Here is a 26,611-nt window from a genome sequence, read left to right on the forward strand (position 1 = left end):
CGCCGCGCATTGGGCCGGGTCAGGGGCGCGGGGCTGTCGGCGGGGTGTGGCTCGGGGGCGCTTCGTTCGTGGCCCGCACGATCGTGATCAGGCGGTCCGTCAGCTGGAGCGGACTGGCCGCCGGATCGTCGTAACCGAGCAGCCGGTGGCCGCGCAGAACGCTCACGACGAGATCGTCGGTCTCCCGGACGTTCTTGCCCACCTCGGCCTTTATGACCGGCCGTTCGACCAGATCGAGGCCGCTGCCCTGCTGGATCAGGTCCTCCATCACCGTGCCCGCGCTGGGGCTGAGCACGGAGAGGCCGAGCAGCCGTCCGGCCGCGCTGGCACTGGTGATCACGGCGTCGGCACCGGACTGCCGCAGCAGCGGGGCGTTCTCCTCCTCGCGCACCGCGGCGACGATCTTCGCCCCGCGGTTGAGCTGGCGGGCGGTCAGCGCGACCAGCACCGCCGTGTCATCGCGCTGGGTGGCGATGATGATCTGACGCGCCTTCTGCACCTCGGCCCGCAGCAGCACATCGCTGCGCGTCGCGTCCCCGAGCACTCCGGTGAACCCCTCGGCGTTGGCGATCTCTATCACCTTGGACGCCGGGTCGACGATGACGATCTGGTCCTTCCGCAGCCCGGTGGCGCACAGGGTCTGGATGGCCGAGCGGCCCTTCGTGCCGAAGCCGACGACGACGGTGTGGTCACGCAAGTTGGTTCTCCAACGCTTCAGCCGGAAGTCCTCCCGGGTCCGCTCCGTGAGGACCTCAAGGGTGGTGCCGACCAGGATGATGAGGAAGAGCACGCGCAGTGGTGTCACGAACACCACATTGATGAGCCGGGCTCCGTCGCTGTACGGGGTGATGTCGCCGTACCCGGTGGTCGAGAGCGTGACCGTCGCGTAGTAGACGGCGTCCAGCAGGTCGACGCTGCCGTCGGCCGCGTCGTGGTAGCCGCCGCGGTCGATCCAGACGATCAGCACCGTGGCGGCGAGCACCATCAGAGCCATCAGCAGCCGCTTGGCGACCTGGCGCGCGGGGCCGGCGACGACCCGGCGGGGGAGCATCACCCGGGTGGGTACGACCTGCTCGTCAGCGCGCCTGGCCATCGCGTCCTGGCCGGGAAGTTTCACGTGAAACACCCTTCAGCCCCCGGCATCGCCGGGGCCCACGGTAGATCGAGGATCTCCACCTCGGTGCCGGACCGTACCCCGCCCGGCTCCACGACGGCCAGCCCGTCCGCGGCGGCGATCCCGCGCAGCATGGCGGGACCGTTGTAATGGAGGGGTACGACGTGGTCTTTGGTTCCGGTTCCGATGCCGGTTCCGGTGCCTTTGTGGGGGAGCTCGCGGTCCTCGGTGGTGCGATGGACCACCGGGACCAGCCGGGTGTCGTGCGGGTGGCCGTGCACGTCGTCACGGACCGCGACGCGGTAGAGGCCCTGCGACGCCCGTCCCGCCAGCCCGCTGAGCAGCGGCTCGGCAAGCGTGAGGAGCCCGGACACGGCGGCCAGCGGATTGCCGGGCAGTCCCACGAGATACGGCCCTCCGGCCCGCAACCGGGCCAGCAGCATGGGGTGACCGGGGCGGACGGCGACACCGTCGACGAGCAGTTCCGCCCCCAGATCGGCGAGCACGGGGTGCACATGGTCGACCGGCCCGGCGGCGGTGCCTCCGGTGGTGACGACCAGATCGGCCTCGGAGAGGACGAGCGCCCGGCGGAGTGCCTCCGCGTCGTCACCGAGGCGGCGGGGCGCGGAGACCTCGGCACCCAGGGAGCGCAGCCAGGGGCCGATCATCGGGCCGAGCGCATCGCGGATCAGTCCGTCGCGGGGCAGCCCGTCCGTCAGCAGTTCGTCGCCCAGGACGAGGACGTCGACGCGCGGCCTGGGGCGGATGAGCAGTTCGTCGTACCCGGCGGCGGCGGCCAGCCCGAGGACGGCGGGCGTCACCAGCGTTCCGGCGGGGAGGAGCTGCTCCCCGGACCGGCACTCCTGGCCGCGCGGCCTGATGTCCTGCCCGGGACTCACCTGCCGCCGCGCGTACAACAGCCCCTTCGACTCGTCGGCCTCCGCGTGTTCGCTGCGGATGACGGCGGTCGCGTCCGCCGGGATACGGGCGCCGGTGGCGATCCGGACGGCGTCGCCGTCCGGGAGCGGGGCGGGGGAGGCGTGGCCGGCGAGAATGCCTTCGTGCTGCCGGACGTGCCACGGACCCGGTCCCGCGACGGCCCAGCCGTCCATGGCGGAGGTGTCGAAGGACGGGAGATCGGTGAGCGCGGCAAGCGGTTCGGCCAGCACGTGTCCGAGCGCCTGATCGAGGGGGACGCGCCCGGAGCGGGGAGGAACCCCCAGCCCGGCACGGGCGGCGACGGCTCGCGCCTCGCCCCACTGGGTCGCGCGGATGCGCCGGGGGGCGGGAGTCGGGTCGCGGTGCGGGCCGCCGTGCGGGCCGGGGTCCGGATCGGGGTACGAGTCGGGGTACGAGTCGGGGTACGAGTCGCGGCCCGGCTGCCGGCCGACCAGGGCCAGAGCCTGCGCGACCGCCCGCTCCTCGTCGGCCTCGGCCGCTGCCCTGGCCACCCGCCGCGCTTCGGCATCAGCGGAGTCGCGCGGCGGCTCGGGGGACTGGAGGGATTCAGCGGAATCGACGGACTCCACGGAGTCGACGGACTCGACGGAATCAGCGCCTCTGGCCGGGCTCTTCGCGGCAGCCGGGGAGCGCCCGGTACTGCCGCGGCGGCCCGTCATGGCGTCCCGGTCTCGTCCGCCCAGCGGAGAGCGAGCGCGGCGGCCTTGCGGGCGGCCTCGGCCACTGCCTCGGCTCCGCCCCCGTCGCTGCTCGCCTTCGCCGCCGCGTACCCGACCAGGAAGGTTGTCAGGGGCGCGGCGGGCCTGGCGACACCGTGGGCGGCGTCACGAGCGAGGTCGAGCAGGACGGCGGTGTCGACGTCGAGCTCGATGGCCAGTTCGTTCTTGACTGCGGTGATCCATTCGTCCAGCACGCTCCCATGTTCTCTGATGCGGGCCCTGGCCGAAGCGATGTCCTCCCAGGTGTCGCAGTCGAACGAGGCGAGCGGGTCCGCAGCCACCCGGGAGAGCCGCAGCTCGTGCGTCAGCAACCGCAGCGGCAGTCCGGCGAGTCCACCGTGCTCCGCGGCGAGCAGGGCCAGCTCCCTACGCAGCGGCTCCGCCCGGTAGACGGCCACCAGCGGCTGGTCGCGGCCGTCCCCGTCCGTGCAGACGGCGCCCTCCGCGTCACCCGTGCCGGCGGCTGCCAGCAGGGCCCCGACCGTGTCCGCGCCCAGGAAGGGCAGATCCGCGGAGAGCACCAGAACGCGTTCCGCCTCCGTGTGCCGCACCCCGGCGTCGAGCGCGGCCAGCGGACCGCCGCCCCGAGGCTCTTCGCGCGCCCAGGTCACCGCACGCACGGTGGGCCGCCTGCCCCCGACCACCACCGTGGTACCGGCGTCGGGGCAGGCCGCGAGCACCCGGTCGAGCAGCGCACGGCCGCCGACCCGGAGCCCCGGCTTGTCAGCACCGCCGAGCCGCTTCGCGGCACCCCCGGCGAGGACGATGGCGTCATACGCGGTCATGCCCCGAGTATGCGTGCCGCCCGGATACGCGTACCGCCCGGGCCCGGGAGCCACCCGGACCGGGACCACCGGGCCGGGACCACCGGGCCAAAGGCCACCGGGCCGGGAAACCTACAGCGTTCGCAGGAGCACCGCCGGCTGTTCCACGCAGTCGGCCACAAAGCGCAGGAAGCCTCCCGCCGTACCGCCGTCGCAGACCCGGTGGTCGAAGGTCAGCGAGAGCTGGACGACCCGCCGCACGGCCAGCTCGCCCTCGTGCACCCACGGCTTGGGGACGATGCGGCCGACGCCGAGCATCGCCGCCTCCGGGTGGTTGATGATCGGCGTGGATCCGTCCACCCCGAACACCCCGTAGTTGTTGAGCGTGAACGTGCCTCCGGTCAGCTCCGCCGGCTTCAGCGTTCCCGTCCTGGCGGCCTCGGTGAGCCTGGTGATCTCGGCCCCGATCGATTCGGTGCTGCGCGCGTGCGCGTCCCGGACGACCGGGACGACGAGCCCCCGCTCGGTCTGGGCCGCGAACCCGAGGTGCACACCGGGCAGCCGCACGATCTCCCGCGCTTCCTGGTCCACCGTGGAGTTGAGTTCCGGGTACCGGGCCAGGGCCGCGGTGCAGATGCGGGCGAGCAGCGCGAGCACCGACACCTTCGTCCCGGCGCCGGGACCACCGGCGCCGTTCACCGCCGCGCCGTTCATCGCCGCTCTGGCCGCCATCAGCTCGGTGGCATCGGCGTCCACCCAGCAGGTGGCGTCGGGGATCTCGCGCCGGCTGCGCGCCAGCTTGTCGGCGACCGCGCCCCGTACGCCTCGCAGCGGAACCCGCTCAGCGGCCGGGCGCGCCAAAGCCTGCTCCGTCGCTGCGGCCTCCTGCGGGGCTTCCTGCGGGGTCTCCGCCCCGGACCGGATGGCGGACTCCACATCGGCCCGCAGGATCAGCCCGTCGGGCCCGGAGCCGGCGAGCTGCCGCAGGTCGAGGTCGTGCTGCCGCGCCAGCTTGCGCACCAGCGGGGAGACGACGGCGACCGGCCCCCGCACCCCGTCCGACGCACCAGAGGCACCAGAAGCACCAGAAGCACCGGGAACGACGGCTGGAACAACAGCAGAAGCAACAGGCGCGGCGGCAGGTGCCGAGAGCCCCTCCGGGCGGACCCGCCTGCGGCGGACCGGCGGTGCGCCGGTCCCGTACCCCACCAGCACATTGCCGGACCCGGACGGCTCCGCCTCCGCGGCCTCCGCACTCCCGGACGGCTCCGGTTCCACGGACCCGACCGCGACCGTCAGCAACGGTGCCCCGACCGGGAGTTCCTTGCCCTCCTCACCGAACCGGGCGGTGACCACGCCCCCGTACGGGCAGGGCACCTCCACCATCGCCTTGGCCGTCTCGACCTCGACGACCGGCTGATCGATGGCGACGACGTCGCCGACCTCCACCAGCCAGCGCACGATCTCGGCCTCGGTCAGACCCTCGCCGAGATCCGGAAGCTTGAATTCGAGTACCTGCGGCATCAGTGCTCCGCCTCCCACTGAAGTCGCGCGACGGCGTCGAGCACCCGGTCGACGCCCGGCAGGTGGTGCCGTTCCTGCATGGGCGGCGGATAGGGGATGTCGAAACCGGCGACGCGCAGCACCGGCGCCTCCAGGTGGTGGAAGCAGCGCTCGGTGATCCGGGCCGCGATCTCGCCGCCCGGACCGCCGAAACCGGTGGACTCGTGGACGACGACCGCACGGCCGGTGCGCCGCACGGACGCGGCCACCGTCTCGTCGTCGAACGGCACCAGCGAGCGCAGATCGACGACTTCGAGGTCCCAGCCCTCCGCGACGGCGGCCTCAGCGGCTTCCATGCAGACGGGCAGCGACGGCCCGTACGTGATCAGGGTCGCGCTGCGTCCGCTCCGGCGCACGACGGCCCGCCCGACGGGTTCCACGGCGGCGGGCGCCTGCGGCGACCAGTCCGCTTTCGACCAGTAGAGCCGCTTGGGCTCCAGGAAGACCACCGGGTCGTCGGAGGCGATCGAGGCCCTCAGCAGCCCGTAGGCGTCATCGACCGTGGCGGGTGTGACGACATGGAGACCGGGGGTCGCCATGTAGTACGCCTCGGAGGAATCGCTGTGGTGCTCGACGCCACCGATGCCGCCGCCGTAGGGCACCCGGACGGTGATCGGCAGCGGCATGGCGCCGCCGGTCCGGTTCCGCATCTTGGCGACATGGCTGATGAGCTGCTCGAACGCCGGATAGGCGAAGGCGTCGAACTGCATCTCGACGACGGGCCGCAGCCCGTACATCGCCATGCCGACGGCCGCCCCGAGGATTCCGGCCTCGGCGAGGGGGGTGTCCGTGCAACGGTCCTCGCCGAACTCCTTCGCCAGGCCGTCGGTGATCCGGAAAACGCCGCCGAGCGTGCCGACGTCCTCCCCGAGGACATGCACGGAGGGGTCCTCGGCCATCGAGTCGCGCAGCGCGCGCCCGAGGGCCTGCGCCATGGTGGCGGGTTTGGCCTTCGCTGTCCGCTCGGTGGCCGTGGCCGCTGCGGTGGTCATCGCCCTGCTCCCCCGTCGTCCGTGCCGTGCTGCTCGTTCTCCGCGTCCAGCTCGACGCGCAGCCGGGCCGCCTGCTCGCGCAGCTGCGTGGTCTGCTCCGCGTACACCTGGGCGAAGAGATCCATCGGGTCGAGCACCGGATCCGCGTTCATCCGCTCGCGCAGGGCGGCCGCCATCCGCTCCGCGGCCGACCGCGCCTCCTCGATGCCGTCGTCCCCGAGCAGACCGCGGGCGGTCAGCTCACGCTCCATGAGCCGGACCGGATCGTGCGCCCGCCACGCCTCGACCTCGCTGTCGCCGCGGTAGCGGGTCGCGTCATCGGCGTTCGTATGCGCGTCCATGCGGTAGGTGATGGCCTCGACGAGCGTCGGCCCGCCGCCGCTCCTGGCCCGCTCGACCGCTTCGGAGAGCACCTGGTGCACGGCCGCCGCGTCGTTCCCGTCGACCAGCCGGCCCGGCATCCCGTATCCCACGGCCTTGTGCGCCAGGGAGGGTGCCGCCGTCTGCTTGGCCAACGGCACGGAGATGGCGAAGCCGTTGTTCTGCACGAGGAAGACGACCGGGGCCTTCCACACAGCGGCGAAATTCAGCGCCTCGTGGAAATCGCCCTCGCTGGTGCCGCCGTCGCCCACCATGGCGAGCGCGACCACGTCGTCGCCCTTGAGCCGCGCCGCGTGCGCCAGACCCACCGCGTGCGGGAGCTGGGTGGCGAGCGGGGTGCAGAGGGGGGCGATGCGGTGCTCGCGCGGGTCGTAGCCGGTGTGCCGGTCACCGCGCAGCAGCGTCAGCGCCTCGACGGGGTCCAGCCCGCGCGCCACGGCCGCGAGCGTGTCGCGGTAGCTGGGGAAGAGCCAGTCACGCTCCTCAAGCACCAGGGCGGCCGCGATCTCGCAGGCCTCCTGGCCGGTGCTCGACGGGTAGACCGCGAGCCGCCCCTGCTTGGTGAGGGCGGTCGCCTGGGCGTTGTACCGACGGCCGCGCACCAGCTCGGCGTAGAGCCGCAGCAGCAGCTCGGGGTCTGCGTCGGCCGCGGCGTCCGTACCGAGCACGCGGTACGGCTCGGGGTCCGGGAGCAGCGGCGCCGGGTCGGTGAGCGGCTTCCACGCCGGGGGCGGCGTGGGCCGGTAGGCGGCCGCGCCGGGCAGCTCTTGGACCGTCATGACAAGCACCTCCTGGCATCGAGGGGTGTCGAAATATGTCGAAATATCAACGACTGCGTGAGGCGCGACTGTGGTGCGTCTCACCTACCGATTGTTCGGTCGCGAGCGCATTTTGGCTACAGGCACCATCAGCCTGTGGACAAACGGTTCTCCACAGCCTGGGATGGACACAGCTCGTCCAGGACAGGGAGGCGCGGGAACATGGCAGCTGAACAAATGGCCGACGGGGGCGAGGACCCCGGCCGGACCCCTCCGGCACGGCCGCTCGACTCCACCGACCGCGCCATCGTCCGGTTGCTCCAGACGGACGGCCGGGCCTCGATACGGTCGGTGGCCGATCGCGTTCACGTGTCGCGCGCCAACGCCTACGCTCGGATCAACCGGCTCATGGACGACGGGGTGATCCGCGGCTTCAGCGCGCGGGTCAATCACGAGCGGGCGGGGCAGGGGGCCTCCGCCTACATCACGCTCAAGATCGTCCAGAACTCCTGGCGCACCGTCCGCGAGCAGCTCCAGGCGCTGCCGGGGGCCACCCACATCGCACTGGTCAGCGGCGATTTCGATGTGCTGCTGCTGGTGCACACGCAGGACAACCAGTCACTGCGCGATCTGGTGCTGACCAGGATCCAGTCCATCCCGGAGGTGCTCTCCACCCGCACCCTGCTGGTGTTCGAGGAGACGGACCTGGCCCCGGGACCGGACCGCCCCACAGAGCTCACCTGAGACCCGACGACTCCCGCCCGGAAGGCCCGGGGTCGCCACGACGCCGGAGGGCTTCGGCGCCGCCACGACGCCGGAGGGCTTCGGCGTCGCTACGACTTCATCCCGTCGAAGGCGAGACGCACGACGGTGTCCGCCAGCTGGTCCTGCTCCGCACCACCGCCCGGCAACGGCCGGTACCACTCCACAAGCGAGTTGACCATGCCGAAGAGCAGCCGGGTCGCCAGGCGTATGTCCACGTCGGAGCGGAGATCGCCGTCCGCGACCGCGGCCTTCAGCAGATCGCCCACCCGCTGGTCGAACTCGCGCCGCCGCTCCAGCGCCCAGCGCTCCGTCTTCGTGTTGCCCCGCACTCGCAGCAGCAGGGTGACGTAGGGGATCTCGGCTATCAGCACCTCGACCGTACGGCGGGTGACGTACTCGACGCGCGCGATCGCGCGGCCACGCGTCGCACCCGGTTCGTCGAGGATCCCGAAGAGCCCGTCCAGCGCCCGGCTGACCGCTCGCCGCAGCAGCTCTTCCTTGCCGGACACATGGTGGTAGATGGACGACTTGGAGATCCCCGCCGCCTTCGAGAGGTGCTCCATGGACGTGCCGTCGTAGCCGCGCTCGTTGAAGACACGGACGGCGACGGTGAGCAGAGTCTCCGGGGTGTACGTGTCCCGCTTGGCCGTGGTCATGCCAGCGATCCTCCCCTACGAGTTATCCACAGGTTTCGTGGGGCCCCTTGTCCCGACCGATCGTTCGGTTACTCTAACTCTGTCCGCCCGTCCCTGCCCAGCTCGATGAGGAGTTGGTCCGTCATGGCCGCCGAGCTCTCCCCGCACCTGCTGTCCGAGAAGCACCGCCCCACGCTCGACCGGGCCCTCGACGCGATCCGCTCGCGTGCGTACTGGTCCCCGCACCCCGAGCACCCGAAGGCGTACGGCGAGGGCGGCGCCCCCGGCAGCCTGGGTGCCGCCGAGGGCAAGTCCGCCTTCGACGCCGTGCTCAACACCCGGATCGACCTCGGCCAGCCGGGCACCGACGGGTGGACGGGCGGGGAGACCTCCCCGTACGGGCCGGAGCTCGGCGTCGAGTATCCGCACGCCGATCCGGATGTCCTGATCCCGGCGATGCGCGCGGGAATGCCGGCCTGGCGCGAGGCGGGCCCCGAGACCAGGGCCCTGGTCTGTCTGGAGATCCTGGCCCGGATCAGCGCCCGCACCCACGAGTTCGGTCACGCGGTGATGCACACCAGCGGCCAGGCCTTCATGATGGCGTTCCAGGCCGGCGGCCCGCATGCCCAGGACCGAGGCCTGGAGGCGGTGGCGTACGCGTACGAGGAGCAGACCCGCGCCCCGCGTACGGCGGACTGGTCCAAACCGCAGGGCAAGCGCGATCCGATCGAGCTGCACAAGACGTTCACCGCGGCGGGCCGTGGTGTCTCGCTGCTGATCGGCTGCAACACCTTCCCCACGTGGAACGGCTATCCGGGCCTCTTCGCCTCCCTCGCCACGGGAAATCCCGTCCTGGTCAAGCCGCATCCCCGTGCGGTGCTTCCGCTGGCCCTCACGGTCCAGCTGGCGCGCGAGGTGCTCACCGAGGCCGGCTTCGATCCCAACCTGGTCGCCCTGGCCGCCGAGCGGCCCGGCGAGGGCATCGCCAAGTCCTTGGCGCTCCGCCCGGAGATCCGGATCATCGACTACACCGGATCCACCGCGTTCGGTGACTGGCTGGAGGCCAACGCCCTTCAGGCGCAGGTCTACACGGAGAAGGCCGGGGTCAACACGATCGTCCTCGACTCCACGGACGACTACCGGGGCATGCTCTCCAACCTGGCGTTCTCCCTCTCCCTCTACAGCGGCCAGATGTGCACCACCCCGCAGAACCTGCTGATTCCCCGCAACGGCATCACGACGGACATCGGTGACAAGTCGTACGACGACGTGGTCGTCGACATCGCCGCGGCGGTCACCGGTCTCCTCGGTGACGACGCGCGGGCCAACGCCCTGCTCGGCGCCCTGGTCAACCCGGAGGTGCGGGCCCGTCTGGAGGCCGCCGCACAGCTCGGCGAAGTCGCCCTGCCCTCAAGGGAGGTGGCCAACCCCGACTTCCCGGAGGCGGTGGTCCGTACGCCCCTGATCGTCAAGCTGGACGGCGCCAAGCCGGACGAGGACTCCCCCTACCTGTCGGAGTGCTTCGGCCCGGTCTCGTTCGCCGTCGCGGTCGACTCGACGGCCGACGCCGTGGAGCTCCTGCGCCGGACGGTCCGCGACAAGGGTGCGATGACGGTGGGCGCGTACACCACCTCACCGGAGGTCGAGAGCGCACTGGTGGACGTCTGCCTGGACGAGTCGGCCCAGCTCTCGCTGAACCTGACGAGCGGGGTGTACGTGAACCAGACCGCGGCGTTCTCCGACTTCCACGGCTCGGGCGGCAACCCCGCGGCCAACGCGGCCCTGTGCGACGGCGCTTTCGTCTCCAACCGCTTCCGCACCCTAGAAGTCCGCCGCCAACGCTGACCGTCCACCCGCACATTCCACCCGTCCGGCGCCTTCCAGCCCGTCCGGCGCTTGAGGACCGGGGGCCCGGCCCACAACGCTGACCCCGCACTTCCAGCCCGTCCGGCGCTTGAGGACCGGGGGCCCGGGGGCTGAGCCCCCGGTTACGGGAAGGGGCGGGTAGGGGAAGGCCGCCGCAGGCCCCACCCGCACCCGCCCCGACGCCAAGCCCACCCCCAGCCCCACTCCCACCCCGCCTACAAACCACCCGCCACAGGAATATCCGCATGCCGCTGCACCCACGCATGCATCGCAATCGCCGCAGCCGCCCCCGCATTGATCGACCGCGTAGACCCGAACTGCGCGATCGAGCACACCATCGAGGCGTGCTCCCGTGCCTCCTCGGTCAGCCCCGGCCCCTCCTGCCCGAACAGCAACACGCACCGCCGCGGCAGCTCGGTCCGCTCCAGCGGCACGGCACCCGGGAGGTTGTCGATACCGATGATCGGCAACCCCTCGGCCGCGGCCCAGGCGGTCAGATCCGCGGTGTCGGGGTGGTGGCGGACATGCTGGTAGCGATCGGTGACCATCGCCCCGCGCCGGTTCCAGCGCCGCCGCCCCACGATGTGGATCTCCTTGGCGAGGAAGGCGTTCGCGGTGCGCACCACGGAGCCGATATTGAAGTCGTGGCCCCAGTTCTCCACCGCCACGTGGTAATCGTGCCGCCGCAGATCCAGATCGGCGACGATCGCCTCCCGCGTCCAGTACCGGTAGGCGTCGCCCACATTGCGCCGGTCGCCGTGGGCGAGCAGCTCGGGGTCGTAACGCTCGCCCACGGGCCAGGGCAGCGGGTGCGGCCCAACACCGATCTCCGTCCCGAACCCGTCGTCGTACTGAGCCGGCTCGTCCACCACGGACGGTTCGGCCACCACGGACTCATCGGTCAACGGATTCCTACTGGTACCGCTGGCACCACTTGTACTGCCGGTGTTACCGGTCTCGCTGCTCACCCGACGAGCGTATGGCCCCCGCTGCCGCTGTGCTCCGGTGCCTCCCGGTCCTCGGCTCCGTCCCGGGGTGGCGGGACCTTGCCGCGCCCTCGCGACAGCAGCTCCCGCCCGAGGGCCGCCCGGCCTCCCAGCCACACCAGGAAGACGGTCGGCAGGAAGACGGCGTCCGCGGCGATCATGGCCATCGAGAAGAAGGGCAGCCCCAGCAGCAGAGCGATACCCGCGTGCTCCCCGATCATCACGACGAGCAGGACGTTCTTGACCCGCCGGTTGAACAGGGTGAAGGGGAACGCGACCTGCACGATGACCGTGGCGTACGTCAGCACCATCACCATCACCCCGCTTGAGGCGAGGAGGTCCGAGAGGGCGGGCCACGGAGTGAAGTAGTTGAGCTGAAGCGGGAAGTACAGCGCTGTGCCGTCCTGCCACCTCGACCCCTGGATCTTGTACCAGCCGGCGGTGGAGTAGATCAGACAGACCTCGGCCATGATCACGACGAGGGTGGCGTTGTGCGCGAGGTTGGCGATGACGTCGAGCAGGGTGCGCGGCTCGCTGTGCGGCGCGTACCGGTTCACGGCCCACCAGACGCCGTGCCCGGCCCACAGAACCCAGAACAGCACCGGCAGCCACACGGTTCCGCCCAGGTTGTCCGTCCCCGTGGCCCAGACGAGCACGGCCCCGTACGCCACCCACAGCAGCGGACCGGCCACATCCCCGCGCGGCGAGCGCCCGCCCTTGTCCGCGCCCACGCCCCCGTCAGCGCCTTCGTCCGCGCCCCCGTCCGCCGTCAGCGCCGCCTGCTCTCGGCGCGCCGCACGGCGGGCGTCCAGCGACCAGACCTGCCCGCACCGGGTCAGCACCAGGTAGATCGCCATCAGGTGCAGGACGTTGTCGCCGCCGTCGCCCATGAAGATGCTGCGGTTCTGCAGCGACAGCACCCCCACCATGAACAGGACGGACATGGCGCGGGTGTGCCAGCCCACCAGCAGCAGCGCGGCGGCGATCAGCGCCAGCGCGTACACGATCTCGAACCAGACGGTGCTGTCCGTCCACATGAGGGTGGTGAAGGCCTGGTTGTTCGAGATCAGCTTTTCCGCCATGTCCCAGCGCCACGGGGCATCGGGGCCGTACATCTCGTGCCGGTGCGGCAGCTCCCGCAGCAGGAACAGCAGGTACGTGGCGGAGAAGCCGATCCGGATGACCGCGCTCTGGTACGGGCCGAGGGACGAGGCGGTGATGCGCTGGATACCTCGGGCGAGCCCACTCGCGCGGCGGGGCGTGCTCACTGGTCCGTCTCCTTCGGGTCCGCCGAGCCCTTGGGGAGGTCGGCCGCGGTGACGTTCCACCACGGCAGCACCCGGTAGGACGGTTTCGTACTGATCTTCTCGTCGCTCCACGGAGGCGCCGCGACGGACCGCACCTCGGAGCGGACCTGGATCCGTTCGACGGTGCCGCCGTAGTCGTGTTCACCGAGGCGCAGCATGACGATCCGGCGGATGTACTGCTCGGAGAGGGCGCCGCGCAGTCCGTTGGCCCGGTTCTGGCTGTCGTGGGACCCGAGGTAGAAGTCCCAGCCCCGGCGGAGTTCGTTCTGCTGGACGTGGCTGGGCAGCGGATTGCCGCGTATCGCCTTGCCGTCCTCGCCCGAGAGGCTCATCCAGGGGGTGGTACGACGGCCATCGGGACCGGCTATCTCAGCACGCACGTGCACGGCGACGTTCTGCTGCAGCGGATTGGGGGCGAAGAGCTTCCAGTTCTGCTCGAACTCCGGATAGATCCATTGATCCACCCCCTTGCCGTGCTGCTTGGTCAGGGTGTTGGAGGGGGCGACGTGCAGGAACACCATCGCCAGCTGAGTGCAGGTGACCAGCCCGATCACCGCGAGCGCCACAGCGGCGGCGACCTGGTACGGAAACGACAGCCCGGCTATTCCGGAACGGGACTCGCCCCCGGCCCCGGCGTCCCCGTCTGCGTCCCCGTCTGCGTCGGCGCGAGGGCCCGTACCCCCGGTGCCTCCCGTAACCGGAACCGGACTCGGTATCCGACTCGGCTCGGGATCGGCACGGGGCTCGGGCTCCGCACGGGGGTCGGGAACTGTTGGAACCGCCCCCGGATCGGGACCGGCAACGCTTCCGTCCCTGCCGCCGACGCCCCTGTCGTCGTACGAATCCATCCCGCCCCGATCCCCGTCGATCCCGGTCAGTTATCCACAGGGTTGACACCCTACGGGCCGCAGACTCACCATTGAAGACATTGAACCGAACGATCGGTCGGTAGGGAGTCCGGGATGGCGGCATTGACTGCGGGCCAGGCAGCGCAGGCGACAGCGGGCAGCACCAATGGGGCGGACGGGGCCTTGGTGGCGGCCTTCGACGCCGCGGTGGCGGCCGACGAGCGCATCGAGCCGCGCGACTGGATGCCCGATGCCTACCGCGCCTCGCTGGTCAGGCAAATGGCCCAGCACGCCCACTCCGAGATCATCGGCATGCAGCCCGAGGCCAACTGGATCACCCGTGCGCCCTCGCTGCGCCGCAAGGCGATCCTGATCGCCAAGGTGCAGGACGAGGCGGGGCACGGCCTCTACCTCTACAGCGCGGCAGAGACTCTCGGCACCGGTCGCGAGGAGCTGCTCGACAAGCTCCACGCGGGCCGCCAGCGCTACTCGTCGATCTTCAACTACCCCACCCTGACCTGGGCGGACGTGGGCGCGATCGGCTGGCTCGTGGACGGGGCGGCGATCACCAACCAGGTGCCCCTGTGCCGCTGCTCCTACGGCCCCTACGCCCGCGCGATGGTCCGTATCTGCAAGGAGGAGTCCTTCCACCAGCGCCAGGGCTACGAACTGCTGCTGGCCCTCAGCGGCGGTACGGCGGCCCAGCACGAGATGGCCCAGGACGCGGTGAACCGCTGGTGGTGGCCGTCCCTGATGATGTTCGGTCCGCCGGACGACGCCTCGTCGCACTCCGCACAGTCGATGGCCTGGAAGATCAAGCGGCATTCCAACGACGAGCTGCGACAGCGCTTCGTCGACATCTGCGTCCCGCAGGCGGAGGTGCTGGGCCTCACCCTCCCCGACCCGGACCTCCGGTGGAACGAGGAGCGCGGTCAGCACGATTTCGGGGCGATCGACTGGACGGAGTTCCAGGAGGTCCTGAAGGGCAACGGCCCGTGCAACGAGGAGCGCCTCACCCAGCGCCGCCGGGCACACGAGGAAGGCGCCTGGGTCCGCGAAGCAGCCGCCGCCTACGCAGACAAACAACACGCGCAACACACGCAGCACACCAAACAGGCCCAGACGACGCAGACGAGGGTCGTACCGAACGGGGAGGCGACAGCATGAGCAGCTCGACCGAATGGCCGCTGTGGGAGGTGTTCGTGCGCTCGCGGCGTGGCCTCTCCCACACCCACGCCGGCAGCCTGCACGCCCCGGACGCCGAGATGGCGCTGCGCAACGCGCGCGATCTGTACACACGCCGGTCAGAAGGGGTCTCCGTCTGGGTGGTGCCGTCCACCCAGATCACGGCGTCCTCGCCGGACGAGAAGGACACGTTCTTCGAACCGGCCGGTGACAAGCCCTACCGGCACCCCACGTTCTACAAGATCCCGGAAGGGGTGAAGCACCTGTGACCGCGGCCCTCGCCCTGGGCGACGACGCGCTGGTGCTGTCGCACCGGCTGGGGGAGTGGGCGGGCCACGCCCCCGTGCTGGAGGAGGAGGTGGCCCTCGCCAACATCGCGCTGGACCTGCTGGGCCAGGCCCGTCTGCTGCTCTCCCTCGTCGGGGACGAGGACGAGCTGGCGTATCTGCGTGAGGAGCGCGCCTTCCGCAACGTCCAGCTGGTCGAGCAGCCGAACGGCGACTTCGCCCACACCATCGCCCGCCAGCTCTACTTCTCGGTCCACCAGCACGGGCTGTACGAGCGGCTGGCGGCCGGTGACGGCGAGTTCGCGGGCATCGCGGCGAAGGCGGTCAAGGAGGTCGCCTACCACCGGGACCACGCCGAGCAGTGGACCATGCGCCTCGGGGACGGCACACCGGAGAGCCACGACCGGATGCAGCGCGCGGTGGACGCGCTGTGGCGTTTCACCGGTGAGCTGTCCCAGCCCGTCGAAGGCGTCGAGGTCGACTGGAACGCCCTGCGGAGCGACTGGCTGGCGTCCGTCACCACCGTTCTGGAGCGGGCCACGCTGACCGTGCCGACCGGCCCGCCGTCCGGCGCCTGGACGGCCGGGGCGGGCCGCCAGGGCATCCACACGGAGCCCTTCGGCCGGATGATCGCCGAGATGCAGCATCTGCACCGCAGCCACCCGGGGGCGTCATGGTGACCCGTACGGCGCTGGAGGACGAGCTGCGCGGCCTCGCCGGCTCCGTCCCCGACCCGGAGCTGCCGGTGCTGACCCTGGAGGAGCTGGGCGTGCTCCGGGGTGTGGAGGTGCTGGCACCGGGCCGCGTCACGGTCCGGCTCACCCCCACCTACACCGGCTGCCCCGCGATAGAGACGATGTCCACGGATATCGAGCGCGTGCTGCTCGACCACGGCATGACCGAGGTCTCTGTGGTCACCGTCCTCACCCCCGCCTGGTCCACGGACGACATCAGCGCGGAAGGGCGCCGCAAGCTCACCGAGTTCGGCATAGCGCCTCCTCGGTCGCACGACGCGTCCTCGCCCGCGGCCGGACCCGTGCCGCTCGCCCTCTCGGTGCGCTGCCCGCACTGCGGCTCCACGGAGACGGAGCTGCTGAGCCGGTTCTCGTCCACCGCCTGCAAGGCGCTGCGCAGGTGCGTGACATGCCGCGAACCGTTCGACCACTTCAAGGAGTTGTAGATGTTCCATCCGCTCCGGGTCAGCGCGATCGAACGGCTCACGGACGATTCGGTCGCTGTCGACTTCGCCGTGCCGCCGGATCTGCGCGAGACCTTCCGCCACAGACCCGGCCAGCACCTCAATGTCCGCTACACCGTCGACGGTGAGGAGGTCCGCCGCTCGTACTCGATCTGCGCACCGGCCACCGAGCAGCCGGCCGACCCGCGCCTGCGGGTGGGCATTCGGCTCGTCGACGGCGGCGCGTTCTCCACCTACGCGCTGAAGGAGCTCGCGGTCGGCGACCAGGTCGAGGCGATGCCCCCGATGGGCCGCTTCGTGCTCACCCCGCGCCCCGGGCAGTTCGCGGCGGTCGTGGGCGGCAGCGGGATCACCCCGGTGCTGTCCATCGCGGCGACGCTGCTGGCGCGGGAACCCGACGCCTCGTTCTGCCTGATCCGCAGCGACCGGACCGCCGCGTCGACGATGTTCCTGGACGAGGTCGCTGACCTCAAGGACCGCTATCCGGACCGGTTCCAGCTGGTCACCGCGCTCTCCCGGGAAGAGCAGCAGGCCGGTCTCCCCTCGGGCCGGCTGGACCGCGACCGGCTCGGCGGCCTGCTGCCCGCGCTGCTCCCGGTGGCCGATGTGGACGGCTGGTATCTGTGCGGCCCGCTCGGCCTGGTCCGGGCGGCCGAGGACGCGCTGCACGGCCTGGGAGTCGAGCGGGCCCGGATCCACCAGGAGATCTTCCACGTCGACGACGGGCCCGGCGCCGCGGTCCGCCCTCGGATCGAGGCGCCGGCGGACAGCGTGCTCACGGCGACCCTGGACGGCCGCTCGGGCAAGTGGCCCGTGCAGGAGGGCGAATCGCTGCTGGAGACGGTGCTGCGCAGCCGCTCGGACGCTCCGTACGCCTGCAAGGGGGGCGTGTGCGGTACGTGCAGGGCCTTCCTGGTCTCGGGCGAGGTACGGATGGACCGCAACTTCGCGCTCGAACCGGAAGAGACGGGCGCCGGCTATGTGCTCGCCTGCCAGTCCCACCCGGTGACCGGGGAGGTGGAACTCGACTTCGACCGGTGACCGCACCACACCTGTTCCCTTCTTATAGAACCTGTTCTATCTTGACGCTCCGTCAGGTCAGTTACGGGCACAGCGGTTCGCGGGAGGCCGGGACAGTGGACTTCACCTACACCGAGGAACAGCAGGCAGCCGCGGAGGCGGCACGGGCCGTCTTCTCGGGCGTCTCGCCCGACGCGGTTCCCAGCCCCGCACTCGTACCGGGTGCGGTGGCCGAGGACATCGACAGGCCGCTGTGGGCCGGGCTCGCCGCCGGAGATCTGCTGAGCCTGACGCTGTCGCCCGAGCACGGCGGGGCCGGTCTCGACCTGATCGCGCTCTGCCTGGTGCTGCGCGAGTCCGCGAAGGTCCTCGCCCGGGTCCCGCTGCTGGAGACGTGCGCGGTCGCGATGGCCCTCCAGCGGTACGGGGACCAGGGGCTGGCCGCCGAGCTGCTGCCCGGCGTCGGCCGGGGTGAGCTCGTCCTCACCGTCGGAGCCAATGGGCGCACCGGCCACGATCCGGCCCAACTCGCCGTCACCGCCCGCCCGGACGACACCGAGCACGGGGGCGACAGCCCGGAAGCCGGCTGGGTGCTGGACGGTGTGCAGTCGGCCGTTCCGTGGGCGCAGACCGCGGACTGGATCGCGGTGCCCGCCCACACCGGGGACGGCCGCGCCGTTGTGGCCATGGTCCGGCGCGGCCACGACGGCCTCACGATCGCGGAGCAGGTCTCCACCAGCGGCGAACTGTTCGGTGAGGTACGGCTGGACGCGGTACGGATCGCGCCCCGCGAGCTGATCGACGCCGCCGGGGCCTGGGAGTGGCTGCAGGCGCTGCTCACCACCGGAACCTGCGCGCTCGCGCTGGGGCTGGGTGAAGCCGTGCTGGCCATGACGAGCGAGTACACGGGGAAGCGCGAGCAGTTCGGCTTCCCGGTGGCGACCTTCCAGGCCGTCGCCGTACAGGCCGCCGACCGTTACATCGACCTGCGGGCCATGGAGGTCACCCTCTGGCAGGCCGCCTGGCGGATCGCGACCGGCGGGAGTGGCGCGCTGCCCCCGGCGGGCGATGTCGCCGTCGCGAAGATCTGGGCGTCGGACGGGGTCCGCCGGGTCGTGCAGACGGCACAGCACCTGCACGGCGGCTTCGGCGCGGACACCGACTACCCCTTGCACCGCTTCCACGCCTGGGCGAAGCAGATCGAGCTCTCCCTCGGCCCGGCCGCAGCCCACGAGGAGGCTCTGGGCGACCTGCTGGCCGCGCACTCCCTCGACTGACCCGCACCCGCCGCCGGGCTGCCGGGGCCGCCCGGAAACCGGAAGAGTCCGCCCGGTCCAGCAGACACCCGGACCCGGGCGGCGGACGATCAGGCGACGAAGGCCGGGTTTCCGCTGTCGGTGACCATCGGGCGACCGGCGGCGTCCCAGGCGAGCATTCCGCCGTCGATGTTCACGGCGTCGATGCCCTGCTGCACCAGGTACTGGGTGACCTGGGCGGACCGGCCGCCGACCCGGCACATCACATGCACGCGCCGGCCGTCCTCCGCCGCCTCCGTCAGCTCACCGAAGCGGCCCACGAAGCCGCTCATCGGGATGTGCAGGGCGCCGTCGACGTGCCCGGCCGCCCATTCCTCGTCCTCCCGTACGTCCAGCACGAGGCCGTCCGCCGGCACCGCCGTCACATCGACCGTGGGGAGCGGGCCGAAATTCATGGGTCACGCCTTCTCTCGTTGATTACGCTCCGAAATCTCCGGAAACGCTACTGCACCAGGGCCGCCAGCTCCGCCTCACGCTGCGACACCTCGCCCAGCAGCTGATCCGCGATCTCTTCGAGCAGATGATCCGGATCGTCCGGGGCCATCCGCAGCATGGCGCCGATCGCGCTCTGCTCCAGCTCCTGCGCGAGCACCGTCAGCAGTTCCTTGCGCTGGGTGAGCCAGTTCAGCCGGGCGTAGAGCTCATCGGCCTCGCCGAGCTCCGCCTCCGGAGCGGCCGGACCGGCCGCCCACTCCTGGGCCAGCTCCTTGAGCAGCTCCTCGTCCCCACGCCCGTACGCGGCGTTGACGCGGGTGATGAACTCGTCCCGGCGGGCCCGCTCCTCCTCGTCCTGGGCCAGATCCGGATGGGCCTTGCGCGCCAGCTCGCGGTACAGCTTGCGGGCCTCCTCGGTCGGCCTGACCCGCTTGGGCGGCCGGACGGGCTGCTCGGTCAGCATCGCGCTCGCCTCGGGGGACAGCCCGTCGGAGTCCATCCAGTCGTGGAACAGCTCGTCGACACCCGGCATGGGCATCACGACCGCCCGCGCCTCCTGCGCCTTGCGCAGATCCTCGGGGTCACCGGTCCTCGCGGCCCGTGCCTCCGCGATCTGGGCATCGAGCTCGTCGAGACGCGCGTACATCGGGCCCAGCCGCTGGTGATGCAGCCGGGAGAAGTTCTCCACCTCCACCCGGAAGGTCTCCACCGCGATCTCGAACTCGATCAGCGCCTGCTCGGCGACCCGCACGGCATGCGCGAGACGCGCCTCGGGCCGCGGCTGCTCAGCCTCCCGGTTCGGGTCCTGCCGGCCGTCGTCCTGCCGGTCCTGGTCCTGCACGTCCTGGTCCTGCCGGTCGTCGTCCTGCCGGTCATCGTCGTTCCGGGTGGTCGGCACCCCGGCGGCTTCGTGGGTCACCCGTCCAGCGTATGGCCACGGGCGACGCCTCGGAGACGCGCGGTCCGCACAACGGATCTCACACCCCCGGCTCCGCCTCTGCCCGGCCTGCGGCGATCGCGCGCACGAGCTCGGCGTGATCCGCCTCCGTACGGTCCGCGTAGGTCACCGCGAACGCGGCCACCGCCTCGTCCAGCTCGTCGTTCTTGCCGCAGTAGCCCGCGATGAGCCTCGGGTCCGCGCTGTGCGCGTGCGCACGGGCCAGCAGCGCGCCGGTCATCCGGCCGTAGTCGTCGACCTGGTCGGCGGCGAGGGCCGCCGGATCGACGCTGCCCTTGCGGTTCCTGAACTGCCTCACCTGGAAAGGCCGCCCGTCCACGGTCGTCCAGCCGAGCAGGATGTCGCTGACGACCTGCATCCTCTTCTGCCCGAGCACCACCCGGCGCCCCTCGTGCGCCACCTCCGGCACCTCGAACCCGGCAGCGGGCAGATGGGGCGCGAGCACCGAGGGCCTCGCCTCCTTCACCTGGAGCACCAGCGGCTCGCCCCGGTGGTCCAGCAGCAGCACCACGTAAGACCGGGTGCCCACGCTCCCCGTGCCGACCACCCGGAACGCCACATCGTGGATCGCGTACCGGGCGAGCAGCGGCACCCGGTCCGGTGAGACGGTGCCCAGGTAGTCACCGAGCCCCGCCGCCACGGCCGCGGCCTCCGCGTCCGGCACCCGGCGCAGCACCGGCGGCGCGTCGACGAATCGGCGTCCGCCGTCCCCCGACTCCTCCGTGGACTTCGCGGCGAAGCGGGCGCTGGTGTTGTTGCGGGCCTTCTCGGAGACCCGCTCCAGCGTGCCGAGCAGATCGCGCGCGTCCGTGTGCGAGACGAGCTCCTCGTCCGCGATGGCGTTCCAGGCGTCGAGCGCGGGCAGCTTGGCCAGCAGCCGCATCGTCCGCCGGTAGGCGCCCACCGTGTCGTACGCGCCCCTGCGGCACGTCTCCTCGTCCGCGCCCGCCTCACGGCCCGCGAGCACCAGTGAGGTGGCCAGGCGTTTGAGATCCCACTCCCACGGCCCGGTCACGGTCTCGTCGAAGTCGTTCAGGTCGATGACCAGGTTGCCGCGCGCATCGCCGTACAGACCGAAGTTGGCCGCGTGGGCGTCGCCGCAGAGCTGGGCCGCCACACCCGTGACCGGGGTGCCCACCAGATCGTGGGCCATCAGCCCGGCCGAGCCCCGGAGAAAGGCGAACGGGGTGGCGGCCATCCGCCCCACCCGGATCGGCGTGAGCTCGGGCACCCGGCCCAGGTTCGACTCCTCGACCGCCCGGACCGCGTCGGGTCTGCCCCCGGGCAGGACCAGCGACGCGTGCGAGGACCGGGGCACACGCTCACGCAGCGCCTTGCCCGCGTCCCGCGGCGACCGAGGGCCACCGGACCCCTCCGGGTACCCGCGCCGGGCGAACCCGGGCACGACCGGAATGCGCGAATCCCCCTCCACGGGCCGCTGTTCCGGCACCGTCGCTTCGATCCCACCCATGGCGCGCAGCTCCCCCGGCCTCGCCCGGAGCCGCCGTCCGGCGACCCGGTCCAACATCAACTGCCGACGAAGGTACCGCCGTTCACCGGCAGCCGTCTCCCCCTGTGGACAACCGCCCCGCGTTCCTGTGGACAACCCCGGCGCAGCCGCCCCTAGCAGCCGCCCCCGCCGTCCGTCAGATGCGTCTCCGCCCAGCGCCCCAGTTCCTTGAGCGCGGGCTCCATCGCGGCACCGGCCTGGGTCAGGCGGTACGAAACCCGCAGCGGCGGTCCCTCGTCCACCTCCCGGACCACCAGTCCCGCCGTCCCCAGTTCGGACAGCCGGTCGGAGAGCATGCGCTCACTGATGCCGGGAATCGCTCGCCGCAGATCGGCGAAGTGCACGGGCTGCTGCATCAGTACGGAGACGATCGGCCCCGTCCAGCGCTTGCCGAACAGCTCGAATACGCGGCTGATGCTCACGTCGACCCGTCGGCACGCCTGCTCGCTGTGATCCGCCATACGCCCAGGGTACTGCGCCATCGCCAGGGACTTACGATTAGTAAGCCACTATGTTATTACTAGGTACATACGAAAACTAGGCCCGCCTCGTCGGCCCGCCTCGTCGGCCCGCCTCGCTACTGACACCCCTGGAGACACCCATGGCCACCCTCCTTCATCTCGACTCCGCCGTTTTCCCCCAGGGATCGGCGTCACGTGAGGTCACCGCCGCGTTCGTGGAGGCCTGGCGCGAGCAGCACCCCGACGGGCAGGTCATCTACCGCGACCTCGCCGCCGACCAGCTGCCGCACCTGGACGCCGCGGCCGCCGCCGCCGGCGCCGAGCACCCGCTGCGCAGCGAGCTGGCCGCCGAGCTGATCGCCGCGGACGCGGTGCTGATCGGCGCACCGATGTACAACTTCTCGATTCCGTCGACGCTGAAGGCGTGGCTCGACCACGTGATCATCGCGGGCCACAACACCGGCCCCGAAAGCCCGGTGGCCGGCACCCCGATCACGGTCGTCGCCAGCCGCGGTGGCTCCTACGCCGCAGGCACCCCGCGCGAGGGCGCCGAGTTCGTCCAGAACTATCTGGCGACGCTGCTGACGTCCATGTTCGCCGCCGAGGTCGACTTCATCGTCCCGGAGCTCACCCTGGCCCACAGCAATCCGGGGATGGCCGAGCTGATCCCGCTCGCCGAGGCCTCCCGCGCGAAGGCGCTCACCGACGCCACGGAGAAGGCCAAGAGCCTCGCGGCCCGACTCGCCGCCTGAAACACCTGAGGCCCCGAGACACCCGGGCGCCCGCACACATACGGACATACGGAAGGCCGGGGCCCCATGGACCCCGGCCTTCCGTATAACGATCCAGCACTCCCGCCCGGCCGACTCCCCCGGCGCCCGCACCGACGGCATCAATCGGGCGTTTCACGTGAAACCAAGACCGGCCGACCGAACCGGACGAGACCTGCCAACCGAACCCGGACCGAACCCGGACCGGACCTGCCGACCGAATCGAACCGAACCGAACCGAACCGGGCCGGGCCCGCCGACCGGATCACTTCCCGGCCAACCGAATCGATCTCAGGCCAAACTGAAGAAGCCCCGCAGACCGTGGTCTGCGGGGCTTCTCACTGTGTGCGCGAGGGGGGATTTGAACCCCCACGTCCCTAAGGACACTGGCACCTGAAGCCAGCGCGTCTGCCGTTCCGCCACTCGCGCAAGAGTGGTGCTTCCAGAAGCTCTCACTTTTCGGTGCGAGCCCCTGGCGACATCAGGAAGATTAGCACGCTGGACAGGGCGGATTCACATCCCTTTGTTTCGTCGAACGCCTGACGGGAACCGGGAACCCGGACCCGGCGCCCCCCACTCCTCCTGAGTGCACCCAAGGTGCGGGACACTGTGAGGAGGCCGCCTCTACGATCCGTGTGAGGGGGGACACTCATCCGCAGTGCAGACAAGGGGAACCAGCCGATTTCCCGACGCGTGGATACGATCAGTAAGCAGTACAGGGACGACGACACCGGAGGAGGTGCCCCATGGGAGTCATGAAGCGTTTCGAGCAACGTCTCGAAGGTCTCGTCAATGGCACTTTCGCCAAGGTCTTCAAGTCCGAGGTGCAGCCGGTCGAGATCGCTGGAGCCCTCCAGCGGGAGTGCGACAACAACGCCACCATCTGGAACCGCGAGCGGACCGTCGTCCCCAACGACTTCATCGTCGAACTCAGCGCCCCCGACTACGAGCGGCTCAGCCCGTACTCGGGCCAGCTGGGCGACGAGCTCTCCGGCCTGGTCCGGGACTACGCCAAGCAGCAGCGGTACACCTTCATGGGGCCCATCAAGGTCCACCTGGAGAAGGCCGACGACCTCGACACCGGTCTCTACCGGGTACGCAGTCGCACGCTGGCATCGAGTTCGTCACAGCAGGGCCAGCCCGAGCAGCACGGTTTCCAGAACCAGCCCGGACAGCCCGCCGCCCCGCCCCGCCCCGGCCACGGGCGCCCCGCCGCCCCGCAGGCCCCCGGCGGCTACGGCTACCCGCCCACCTCCGCCCCGCCCATGCCCGCGACCCCGCCGCCGGGCGCGGGGCGTCCCGCGGCATCCGCATCCGACCGGCGCCCGCCGGCCAATCCCAGCCCCCTGCAGAACACGCAGGTGCGACGCTGGATCGAGATCAACGGCACCCGCCATCAGATCTCCCGCCCGACGTTGGTGATGGGCCGCAGCACCGACGCCGATGTGCGGATCGACGACCCCGGCGTTTCCCGCCGGCACTGTGAGATCCGGACCGGAACGCCCTCGACGATCCAGGATCTCGGGTCTACCAACGGCATCGTGGTAGACGGGCAGCACACAACCCGCGCTACGCTCCGCGACGGCTCGCGGATCGTCGTGGGCAACACCACCATCGTTTACCGGCAAGCCGAAGGGTGAAGCGGGGGCAATGTCAGAGCTGACCCTTACGGTCATGCGGCTAGGTTTCCTGGCTGTTCTGTGGCTGTTCGTGATCGTGGCCGTCCAGGTCATCCGCAGCGACCTGTTCGGAACGCGCGTCACGCAGCGCGGCTCACGCCGCACCGCGAACGACGCGCGCCCGCCACAGGCACGCCAAACCGCCGCGGCACCGCCGCAGCAACGCCAGCAGCCCAGCCGCCAGCGCCGGGGGGCGCCGACCAAGCTGGTCGTCTCCGAGGGCACCCTCACCGGCACCACGGTGGCGCTCCAGGGGCAGACCATCTCGCTTGGCCGGGCCCATGATTCAACGATCGTGCTGGACGACGACTACGCGTCCAGCAGGCATGCCAGGATCTACCCCGACCGTGACGGCCAGTGGATCGTCGAGGATCTCGGGTCCACCAACGGCACGTATCTGGACCGGACCCGTCTCACCACCCCGACGCCTGTTCCGCTGGGCGCGCCGATCCGGATCGGCAAGACCGTCATCGAGCTGCGGAAGTAGTACGACAATGAGCGAGCGGAGCGAGCGAGCCGCGGTGACCCGGGCATCGGACCCGGCAGGGCTCCCGACCGGAGGGTGGGCAGTGTGGCGCGAGACCGGCTGTACCCCGAACCGACGGGCGAGGTGCGCATGAGTCTTTCCCTGCGCTTCGCCGCCGGATCGCACAAGGGCATGATCCGGGAAGGCAACGAGGACTCCGGCTACGCCGGTCCCCGCCTTCTCGCCATCGCCGACGGAATGGGCGGACAGGCGGCGGGTGAGGTCGCCAGTTCCGAGGTGATCTCCACACTCGTGCAGCTGGACGACGACGTACCCGGTTCCGACATCCTCACCTCGCTCGGTACGGCGGTCCAGCGGGCCAACGACCAGCTGCGCATGATGGTCGAGGAGGACCCGCAGCTGGAGGGCATGGGCACCACGCTCACCGCCCTCCTGTGGACCGGTCAGCGGCTCGGCCTCGTACACGTCGGTGACTCACGCGCGTACCTGCTGCGTGACGGCGTACTGACCCAGATCACGCAGGACCACACCTGGGTCCAGCGGCTGGTCGACGAGGGCCGGATCACCGAGGAGGAGGCCACCACCCACCCGCAGCGCTCCCTGCTGATGCGCGCGCTGGGCAGTGGCGACCACGTCGAACCCGACCTCTCCATCCGTGAGGTCCGGGCCGGCGACCGTTATCTGATCTGCTCCGACGGCCTCTCCGGCGTCGTCTCCCACCAGACGATGGAGGAGACGCTCGCCAGCTACCAGGGGCCGCAGGAGACCATCCAGGACCTGATCCAGCTCGCCCTGCGCGGCGGTGGCCCGGACAACATCACCTGCATCGTCGCGGACGTCTTCGACGTCGACGGCAACGACACCCTGGCCGGGCAGCTCAACGACACCCCGGTCATCGTCGGCGCGGTGGCGGAGAACCAGGCCGCCCAGCTCAACGACGGCGGCGCGATGCAGACCCCCGCCGGACGGGCGGCAGGCCTCGGCCGCCCCGTCCCGCCGCCCGCGGGGGGCTTCGGCCCGCCCGGCAGCGGTGACGACTCCGGGTACGAGGGAATGCCGGAGGGGTCCTTCGGGTCCTACTCCGACGAGGACTTCGTCAAGCCCGGCGGTCGCAAGTGGCTCAAGCGGTCGCTCTACGTCGTGCTCGCGCTGGCGGTCGTCGGCGGCGGTCTGTACGGCGGCTACCGCTGGACGCAGACCCAGTTCTACGTCGGCGCGAAGAGCGACAACGTCGCGCTGTACCGGGGCATCAGCCAGGACCTCGCCTGGGTCTCGCTCTCGAAGGTGGAGAACGACCACCCCGAGATCGAACTCAAGTACTTGCCGCCCTACCAGCGCAAGCAGGTCGAGGCGACCATCACAGAGGGCAGCCTCGCGGACGCCCGCGAGAAGATCAGCGAACTCTCCGCCCAGGCGACGGCCTGCAAGAAGGACGCACAGCGCCGCGCAGCCGAGAAGAACGCCCCCAGTGACGAGGGCCAGGCCGGCGGTACGGACACGGACACCACCAAGTCGTCCGGAAAGTCCGGCACCACCAAGACCAACCAGACTTCAGCGACTCCCACTCCTGGTCCCAGCCTCTCGGAGGAAGAGAAGAAGCTGGTCCCGCAGTGCGGTAAGCAGTAAAGCCGTAGGGGGCCTTCAGCA

General features: G+C 71.0%; 26 protein-coding genes and 1 tRNA gene. 12 read left to right on the forward strand and 15 right to left on the reverse strand.

The genetic code is table 11. The features are described 5' to 3' along the window. Positions 1-19: 19 nt before the first annotated feature. The 6 genes from ACFVQ0_RS15850 to pdhA form a co-directional block, all read right to left on the reverse strand. The gene (locus tag ACFVQ0_RS15850) at positions 20-1,093 is read right to left on the reverse strand and encodes a potassium channel family protein (RefSeq protein ID WP_390088864.1); all 1,074 of its coding nucleotides are present in this window, start codon (positions 1,091-1,093) and stop codon (positions 20-22) included. Positions 1,094-1,113: 20 nt separating this feature from the next. After that, positions 1,114-2,733 (reverse strand): molybdopterin molybdotransferase MoeA, encoded by a 1,620-nt coding sequence (locus ACFVQ0_RS15855; RefSeq protein WP_390088339.1) that lies wholly within the window; start codon positions 2,731-2,733, stop codon positions 1,114-1,116. Further along, positions 2,730-3,578 carry an NTP transferase domain-containing protein gene (locus ACFVQ0_RS15860; protein WP_390088340.1) on the reverse strand — a complete coding sequence of 283 codons (849 nt, stop codon included), beginning with the start codon at positions 3,576-3,578 and terminating at the stop codon, positions 2,730-2,732. The genes ACFVQ0_RS15855 and ACFVQ0_RS15860 overlap by 4 nt, the downstream gene beginning before the upstream one ends. Before the next feature lie 111 nt (positions 3,579-3,689). Further along, entirely contained in the window at positions 3,690-5,081 is a 1,392-nt protein-coding gene (locus tag ACFVQ0_RS15865) for a dihydrolipoamide acetyltransferase family protein (RefSeq protein WP_390088342.1), read from the reverse strand. Then, positions 5,081-6,112, reverse strand: coding sequence for an alpha-ketoacid dehydrogenase subunit beta (locus ACFVQ0_RS15870; RefSeq protein WP_390088343.1), 1,032 nt, complete (start codon positions 6,110-6,112; stop codon positions 5,081-5,083). Before ACFVQ0_RS15870 ends, ACFVQ0_RS15865 begins: the two co-directional genes overlap by 1 nt. Continuing rightward, positions 6,109-7,272, reverse strand: coding sequence for a pyruvate dehydrogenase (acetyl-transferring) E1 component subunit alpha (gene pdhA, locus ACFVQ0_RS15875; protein ID WP_328696320.1), 1,164 nt, complete (start codon positions 7,270-7,272; stop codon positions 6,109-6,111). Before pdhA ends, ACFVQ0_RS15870 begins: the two co-directional genes overlap by 4 nt. Before the next feature lie 216 nt (positions 7,273-7,488). On the opposite strand from pdhA, the gene ACFVQ0_RS15880 reads away from it, so the two are divergent. Next, positions 7,489-7,995, forward strand: coding sequence for an Lrp/AsnC family transcriptional regulator (locus tag ACFVQ0_RS15880; RefSeq protein WP_390088865.1), 507 nt, complete (start codon positions 7,489-7,491; stop codon positions 7,993-7,995). Between the two features lie 89 nt (positions 7,996-8,084). Here the strand turns inward: ACFVQ0_RS15880 and ACFVQ0_RS15885 are convergent, their stop codons facing one another. Continuing rightward, positions 8,085-8,672 carry a TetR/AcrR family transcriptional regulator gene (locus tag ACFVQ0_RS15885; protein ID WP_390088345.1) on the reverse strand — a complete coding sequence of 196 codons (588 nt, stop codon included), beginning with the start codon at positions 8,670-8,672 and terminating at the stop codon, positions 8,085-8,087. A gap of 123 nt (positions 8,673-8,795) precedes the next feature. Here ACFVQ0_RS15885 and paaN point away from each other — a divergent pair, with 123 nt between their 5' ends. Further along, on the forward strand, positions 8,796-10,496 hold the full coding sequence (paaN, locus tag ACFVQ0_RS15890) for a phenylacetic acid degradation protein PaaN (RefSeq protein WP_390088347.1): 1,701 nt from the start codon (positions 8,796-8,798) through the stop codon (positions 10,494-10,496). A 236-nt stretch (positions 10,497-10,732) separates the two neighbouring features. Here the strand turns inward: paaN and ACFVQ0_RS15895 are convergent, their stop codons facing one another. Genes ACFVQ0_RS15895 through ACFVQ0_RS15905 form a run of 3 tightly spaced genes read right to left on the reverse strand, consistent with a single transcriptional unit; the run spans position 10,733 to position 13,658 of the window. Continuing rightward, positions 10,733-11,485: a TrmH family RNA methyltransferase gene (locus ACFVQ0_RS15895; RefSeq protein ID WP_390088349.1), complete on the reverse strand. Its 753-nt coding sequence runs from the start codon at positions 11,483-11,485 to the stop codon at positions 10,733-10,735. Then, a complete protein-coding gene (locus ACFVQ0_RS15900) occupies positions 11,482-12,771 on the reverse strand; it encodes an HTTM domain-containing protein (RefSeq protein WP_390088351.1) in 1,290 nt (429 codons plus the stop codon). Before ACFVQ0_RS15900 ends, ACFVQ0_RS15895 begins: the two co-directional genes overlap by 4 nt. Next, positions 12,768-13,658 carry a DUF5819 family protein gene (locus tag ACFVQ0_RS15905; RefSeq protein ID WP_390088353.1) on the reverse strand — a complete coding sequence of 297 codons (891 nt, stop codon included), beginning with the start codon at positions 13,656-13,658 and terminating at the stop codon, positions 12,768-12,770. Before ACFVQ0_RS15905 ends, ACFVQ0_RS15900 begins: the two co-directional genes overlap by 4 nt. A gap of 114 nt (positions 13,659-13,772) precedes the next feature. On the opposite strand from ACFVQ0_RS15905, the gene paaA reads away from it, so the two are divergent. From paaA to ACFVQ0_RS15935, 6 genes are all read left to right on the forward strand, one after another. Next, positions 13,773-14,825 (forward strand): 1,2-phenylacetyl-CoA epoxidase subunit PaaA, encoded by a 1,053-nt coding sequence (gene paaA, locus ACFVQ0_RS15910; RefSeq protein WP_390088355.1) that lies wholly within the window; start codon positions 13,773-13,775, stop codon positions 14,823-14,825. Next, positions 14,822-15,112: a 1,2-phenylacetyl-CoA epoxidase subunit PaaB gene (paaB, locus tag ACFVQ0_RS15915; protein WP_311304484.1), complete on the forward strand. Its 291-nt coding sequence runs from the start codon at positions 14,822-14,824 to the stop codon at positions 15,110-15,112. The genes paaA and paaB overlap by 4 nt, the downstream gene beginning before the upstream one ends. Beyond that, the gene (paaC, locus tag ACFVQ0_RS15920) at positions 15,109-15,810 is read left to right on the forward strand and encodes a 1,2-phenylacetyl-CoA epoxidase subunit PaaC (protein ID WP_390088357.1); all 702 of its coding nucleotides are present in this window, start codon (positions 15,109-15,111) and stop codon (positions 15,808-15,810) included. The genes paaB and paaC overlap by 4 nt, the downstream gene beginning before the upstream one ends. Beyond that, a complete protein-coding gene (gene paaD, locus ACFVQ0_RS15925; protein WP_390088359.1) occupies positions 15,804-16,310 on the forward strand; it encodes a 1,2-phenylacetyl-CoA epoxidase subunit PaaD in 507 nt (168 codons plus the stop codon). Before paaC ends, paaD begins: the two co-directional genes overlap by 7 nt. Beyond that, positions 16,311-17,369 carry a 2Fe-2S iron-sulfur cluster-binding protein gene (locus ACFVQ0_RS15930; RefSeq protein WP_390088361.1) on the forward strand — a complete coding sequence of 353 codons (1,059 nt, stop codon included), beginning with the start codon at positions 16,311-16,313 and terminating at the stop codon, positions 17,367-17,369. Between the two features lie 95 nt (positions 17,370-17,464). Further along, on the forward strand, positions 17,465-18,625 hold the full coding sequence (locus tag ACFVQ0_RS15935) for an acyl-CoA dehydrogenase family protein (protein WP_390088867.1): 1,161 nt from the start codon (positions 17,465-17,467) through the stop codon (positions 18,623-18,625). A gap of 89 nt (positions 18,626-18,714) precedes the next feature. Here ACFVQ0_RS15935 and ACFVQ0_RS15940 read toward each other — a convergent pair whose 3' ends face one another. From ACFVQ0_RS15940 to ACFVQ0_RS15955, 4 genes are all read right to left on the reverse strand, one after another. After that, positions 18,715-19,059 (reverse strand): rhodanese-like domain-containing protein, encoded by a 345-nt coding sequence (locus tag ACFVQ0_RS15940; RefSeq protein ID WP_390088363.1) that lies wholly within the window; start codon positions 19,057-19,059, stop codon positions 18,715-18,717. A gap of 47 nt (positions 19,060-19,106) precedes the next feature. After that, entirely contained in the window at positions 19,107-20,018 is a 912-nt protein-coding gene (locus tag ACFVQ0_RS15945) for a J domain-containing protein (RefSeq protein ID WP_390088365.1), read from the reverse strand. Positions 20,019-20,076: 58 nt separating this feature from the next. Then, positions 20,077-21,528 carry a DUF2252 domain-containing protein gene (locus ACFVQ0_RS15950; protein ID WP_390088367.1) on the reverse strand — a complete coding sequence of 484 codons (1,452 nt, stop codon included), beginning with the start codon at positions 21,526-21,528 and terminating at the stop codon, positions 20,077-20,079. 152 nt (positions 21,529-21,680) lie between these two features. After that, on the reverse strand, positions 21,681-22,028 hold the full coding sequence (locus ACFVQ0_RS15955; RefSeq protein WP_390088369.1) for a winged helix-turn-helix transcriptional regulator: 348 nt from the start codon (positions 22,026-22,028) through the stop codon (positions 21,681-21,683). Between the two features lie 140 nt (positions 22,029-22,168). On the opposite strand from ACFVQ0_RS15955, the gene ACFVQ0_RS15960 reads away from it, so the two are divergent. Further along, positions 22,169-22,780 carry an FMN-dependent NADH-azoreductase gene (locus ACFVQ0_RS15960; protein WP_390088371.1) on the forward strand — a complete coding sequence of 204 codons (612 nt, stop codon included), beginning with the start codon at positions 22,169-22,171 and terminating at the stop codon, positions 22,778-22,780. A gap of 364 nt (positions 22,781-23,144) precedes the next feature. Here the strand turns inward: ACFVQ0_RS15960 and ACFVQ0_RS15965 are convergent. Beyond that, positions 23,145-23,227 (reverse strand) — tRNA-Leu (locus ACFVQ0_RS15965). A gap of 317 nt (positions 23,228-23,544) precedes the next feature. Here ACFVQ0_RS15965 and ACFVQ0_RS15970 point away from each other — a divergent pair. The 3 genes from ACFVQ0_RS15970 to ACFVQ0_RS15980 all read left to right on the forward strand — a co-directional run bounded on the left by ACFVQ0_RS15970 (position 23,545) and on the right by ACFVQ0_RS15980 (position 26,590). Continuing rightward, the gene (locus ACFVQ0_RS15970; RefSeq protein WP_390088373.1) at positions 23,545-24,438 is read left to right on the forward strand and encodes an FhaA domain-containing protein; all 894 of its coding nucleotides are present in this window, start codon (positions 23,545-23,547) and stop codon (positions 24,436-24,438) included. Positions 24,439-24,448: 10 nt separating this feature from the next. After that, positions 24,449-24,964 (forward strand): FHA domain-containing protein, encoded by a 516-nt coding sequence (locus tag ACFVQ0_RS15975; protein ID WP_390088375.1) that lies wholly within the window; start codon positions 24,449-24,451, stop codon positions 24,962-24,964. 129 nt (positions 24,965-25,093) lie between these two features. Continuing rightward, positions 25,094-26,590, forward strand: a complete 1,497-nt coding sequence (locus ACFVQ0_RS15980) for a Stp1/IreP family PP2C-type Ser/Thr phosphatase (protein WP_390088377.1) — start codon at positions 25,094-25,096, stop codon at positions 26,588-26,590. Positions 26,591-26,611: the final 21 nt, after the last annotated feature.

This window comes from Streptomyces sp. NPDC057900 (assembly GCF_042887885.1).
GTDB lineage: Bacteria > Actinomycetota > Actinomycetes > Streptomycetales > Streptomycetaceae > Streptomyces.

Bases quoted from the DNA above. Each gene is read 5' to 3' on its own strand.
- ACFVQ0_RS15850 (WP_390088864.1), bottom strand. From the start codon at position 1,093: ATGGCCAGGCGCGCTGACGAGCAGGTCGTACCCACCCGGGTGATGCTC.
- ACFVQ0_RS15855 (WP_390088339.1), bottom strand. From the start codon at position 2,733: ATGACGGGCCGCCGCGGCAGTACCGGGCGCTCCCCGGCTGCCGCGAAG.
- ACFVQ0_RS15860 (WP_390088340.1), bottom strand. From the start codon at position 3,578: ATGACCGCGTATGACGCCATCGTCCTCGCCGGGGGTGCCGCGAAGCGG.
- ACFVQ0_RS15865 (WP_390088342.1), bottom strand. From the start codon at position 5,081: ATGCCGCAGGTACTCGAATTCAAGCTTCCGGATCTCGGCGAGGGTCTG.
- ACFVQ0_RS15870 (WP_390088343.1), bottom strand. From the start codon at position 6,112: ATGACCACCGCAGCGGCCACGGCCACCGAGCGGACAGCGAAGGCCAAA.
- pdhA (WP_328696320.1), bottom strand. From the start codon at position 7,272: ATGACGGTCCAAGAGCTGCCCGGCGCGGCCGCCTACCGGCCCACGCCG.
- ACFVQ0_RS15880 (WP_390088865.1), top strand. From the start codon at position 7,489: ATGGCCGACGGGGGCGAGGACCCCGGCCGGACCCCTCCGGCACGGCCG.
- ACFVQ0_RS15885 (WP_390088345.1), bottom strand. From the start codon at position 8,672: ATGACCACGGCCAAGCGGGACACGTACACCCCGGAGACTCTGCTCACC.
- paaN (WP_390088347.1), top strand. From the start codon at position 8,796: ATGGCCGCCGAGCTCTCCCCGCACCTGCTGTCCGAGAAGCACCGCCCC.
- ACFVQ0_RS15905 (WP_390088353.1), bottom strand. From the start codon at position 13,658: ATGGATTCGTACGACGACAGGGGCGTCGGCGGCAGGGACGGAAGCGTT.
- paaA (WP_390088355.1), top strand. From the start codon at position 13,773: ATGGCGGCATTGACTGCGGGCCAGGCAGCGCAGGCGACAGCGGGCAGC.
- paaB (WP_311304484.1), top strand. From the start codon at position 14,822: ATGAGCAGCTCGACCGAATGGCCGCTGTGGGAGGTGTTCGTGCGCTCG.
- paaD (WP_390088359.1), top strand. From the start codon at position 15,804: ATGGTGACCCGTACGGCGCTGGAGGACGAGCTGCGCGGCCTCGCCGGC.
- ACFVQ0_RS15930 (WP_390088361.1), top strand. From the start codon at position 16,311: ATGTTCCATCCGCTCCGGGTCAGCGCGATCGAACGGCTCACGGACGAT.
- ACFVQ0_RS15940 (WP_390088363.1), bottom strand. From the start codon at position 19,059: ATGAATTTCGGCCCGCTCCCCACGGTCGATGTGACGGCGGTGCCGGCG.
- ACFVQ0_RS15950 (WP_390088367.1), bottom strand. From the start codon at position 21,528: ATGGGTGGGATCGAAGCGACGGTGCCGGAACAGCGGCCCGTGGAGGGG.
- ACFVQ0_RS15955 (WP_390088369.1), bottom strand. From the start codon at position 22,028: ATGGCGGATCACAGCGAGCAGGCGTGCCGACGGGTCGACGTGAGCATC.
- ACFVQ0_RS15960 (WP_390088371.1), top strand. From the start codon at position 22,169: ATGGCCACCCTCCTTCATCTCGACTCCGCCGTTTTCCCCCAGGGATCG.
- ACFVQ0_RS15970 (WP_390088373.1), top strand. From the start codon at position 23,545: ATGGGAGTCATGAAGCGTTTCGAGCAACGTCTCGAAGGTCTCGTCAAT.
- ACFVQ0_RS15975 (WP_390088375.1), top strand. From the start codon at position 24,449: ATGTCAGAGCTGACCCTTACGGTCATGCGGCTAGGTTTCCTGGCTGTT.
- ACFVQ0_RS15980 (WP_390088377.1), top strand. From the start codon at position 25,094: ATGAGTCTTTCCCTGCGCTTCGCCGCCGGATCGCACAAGGGCATGATC.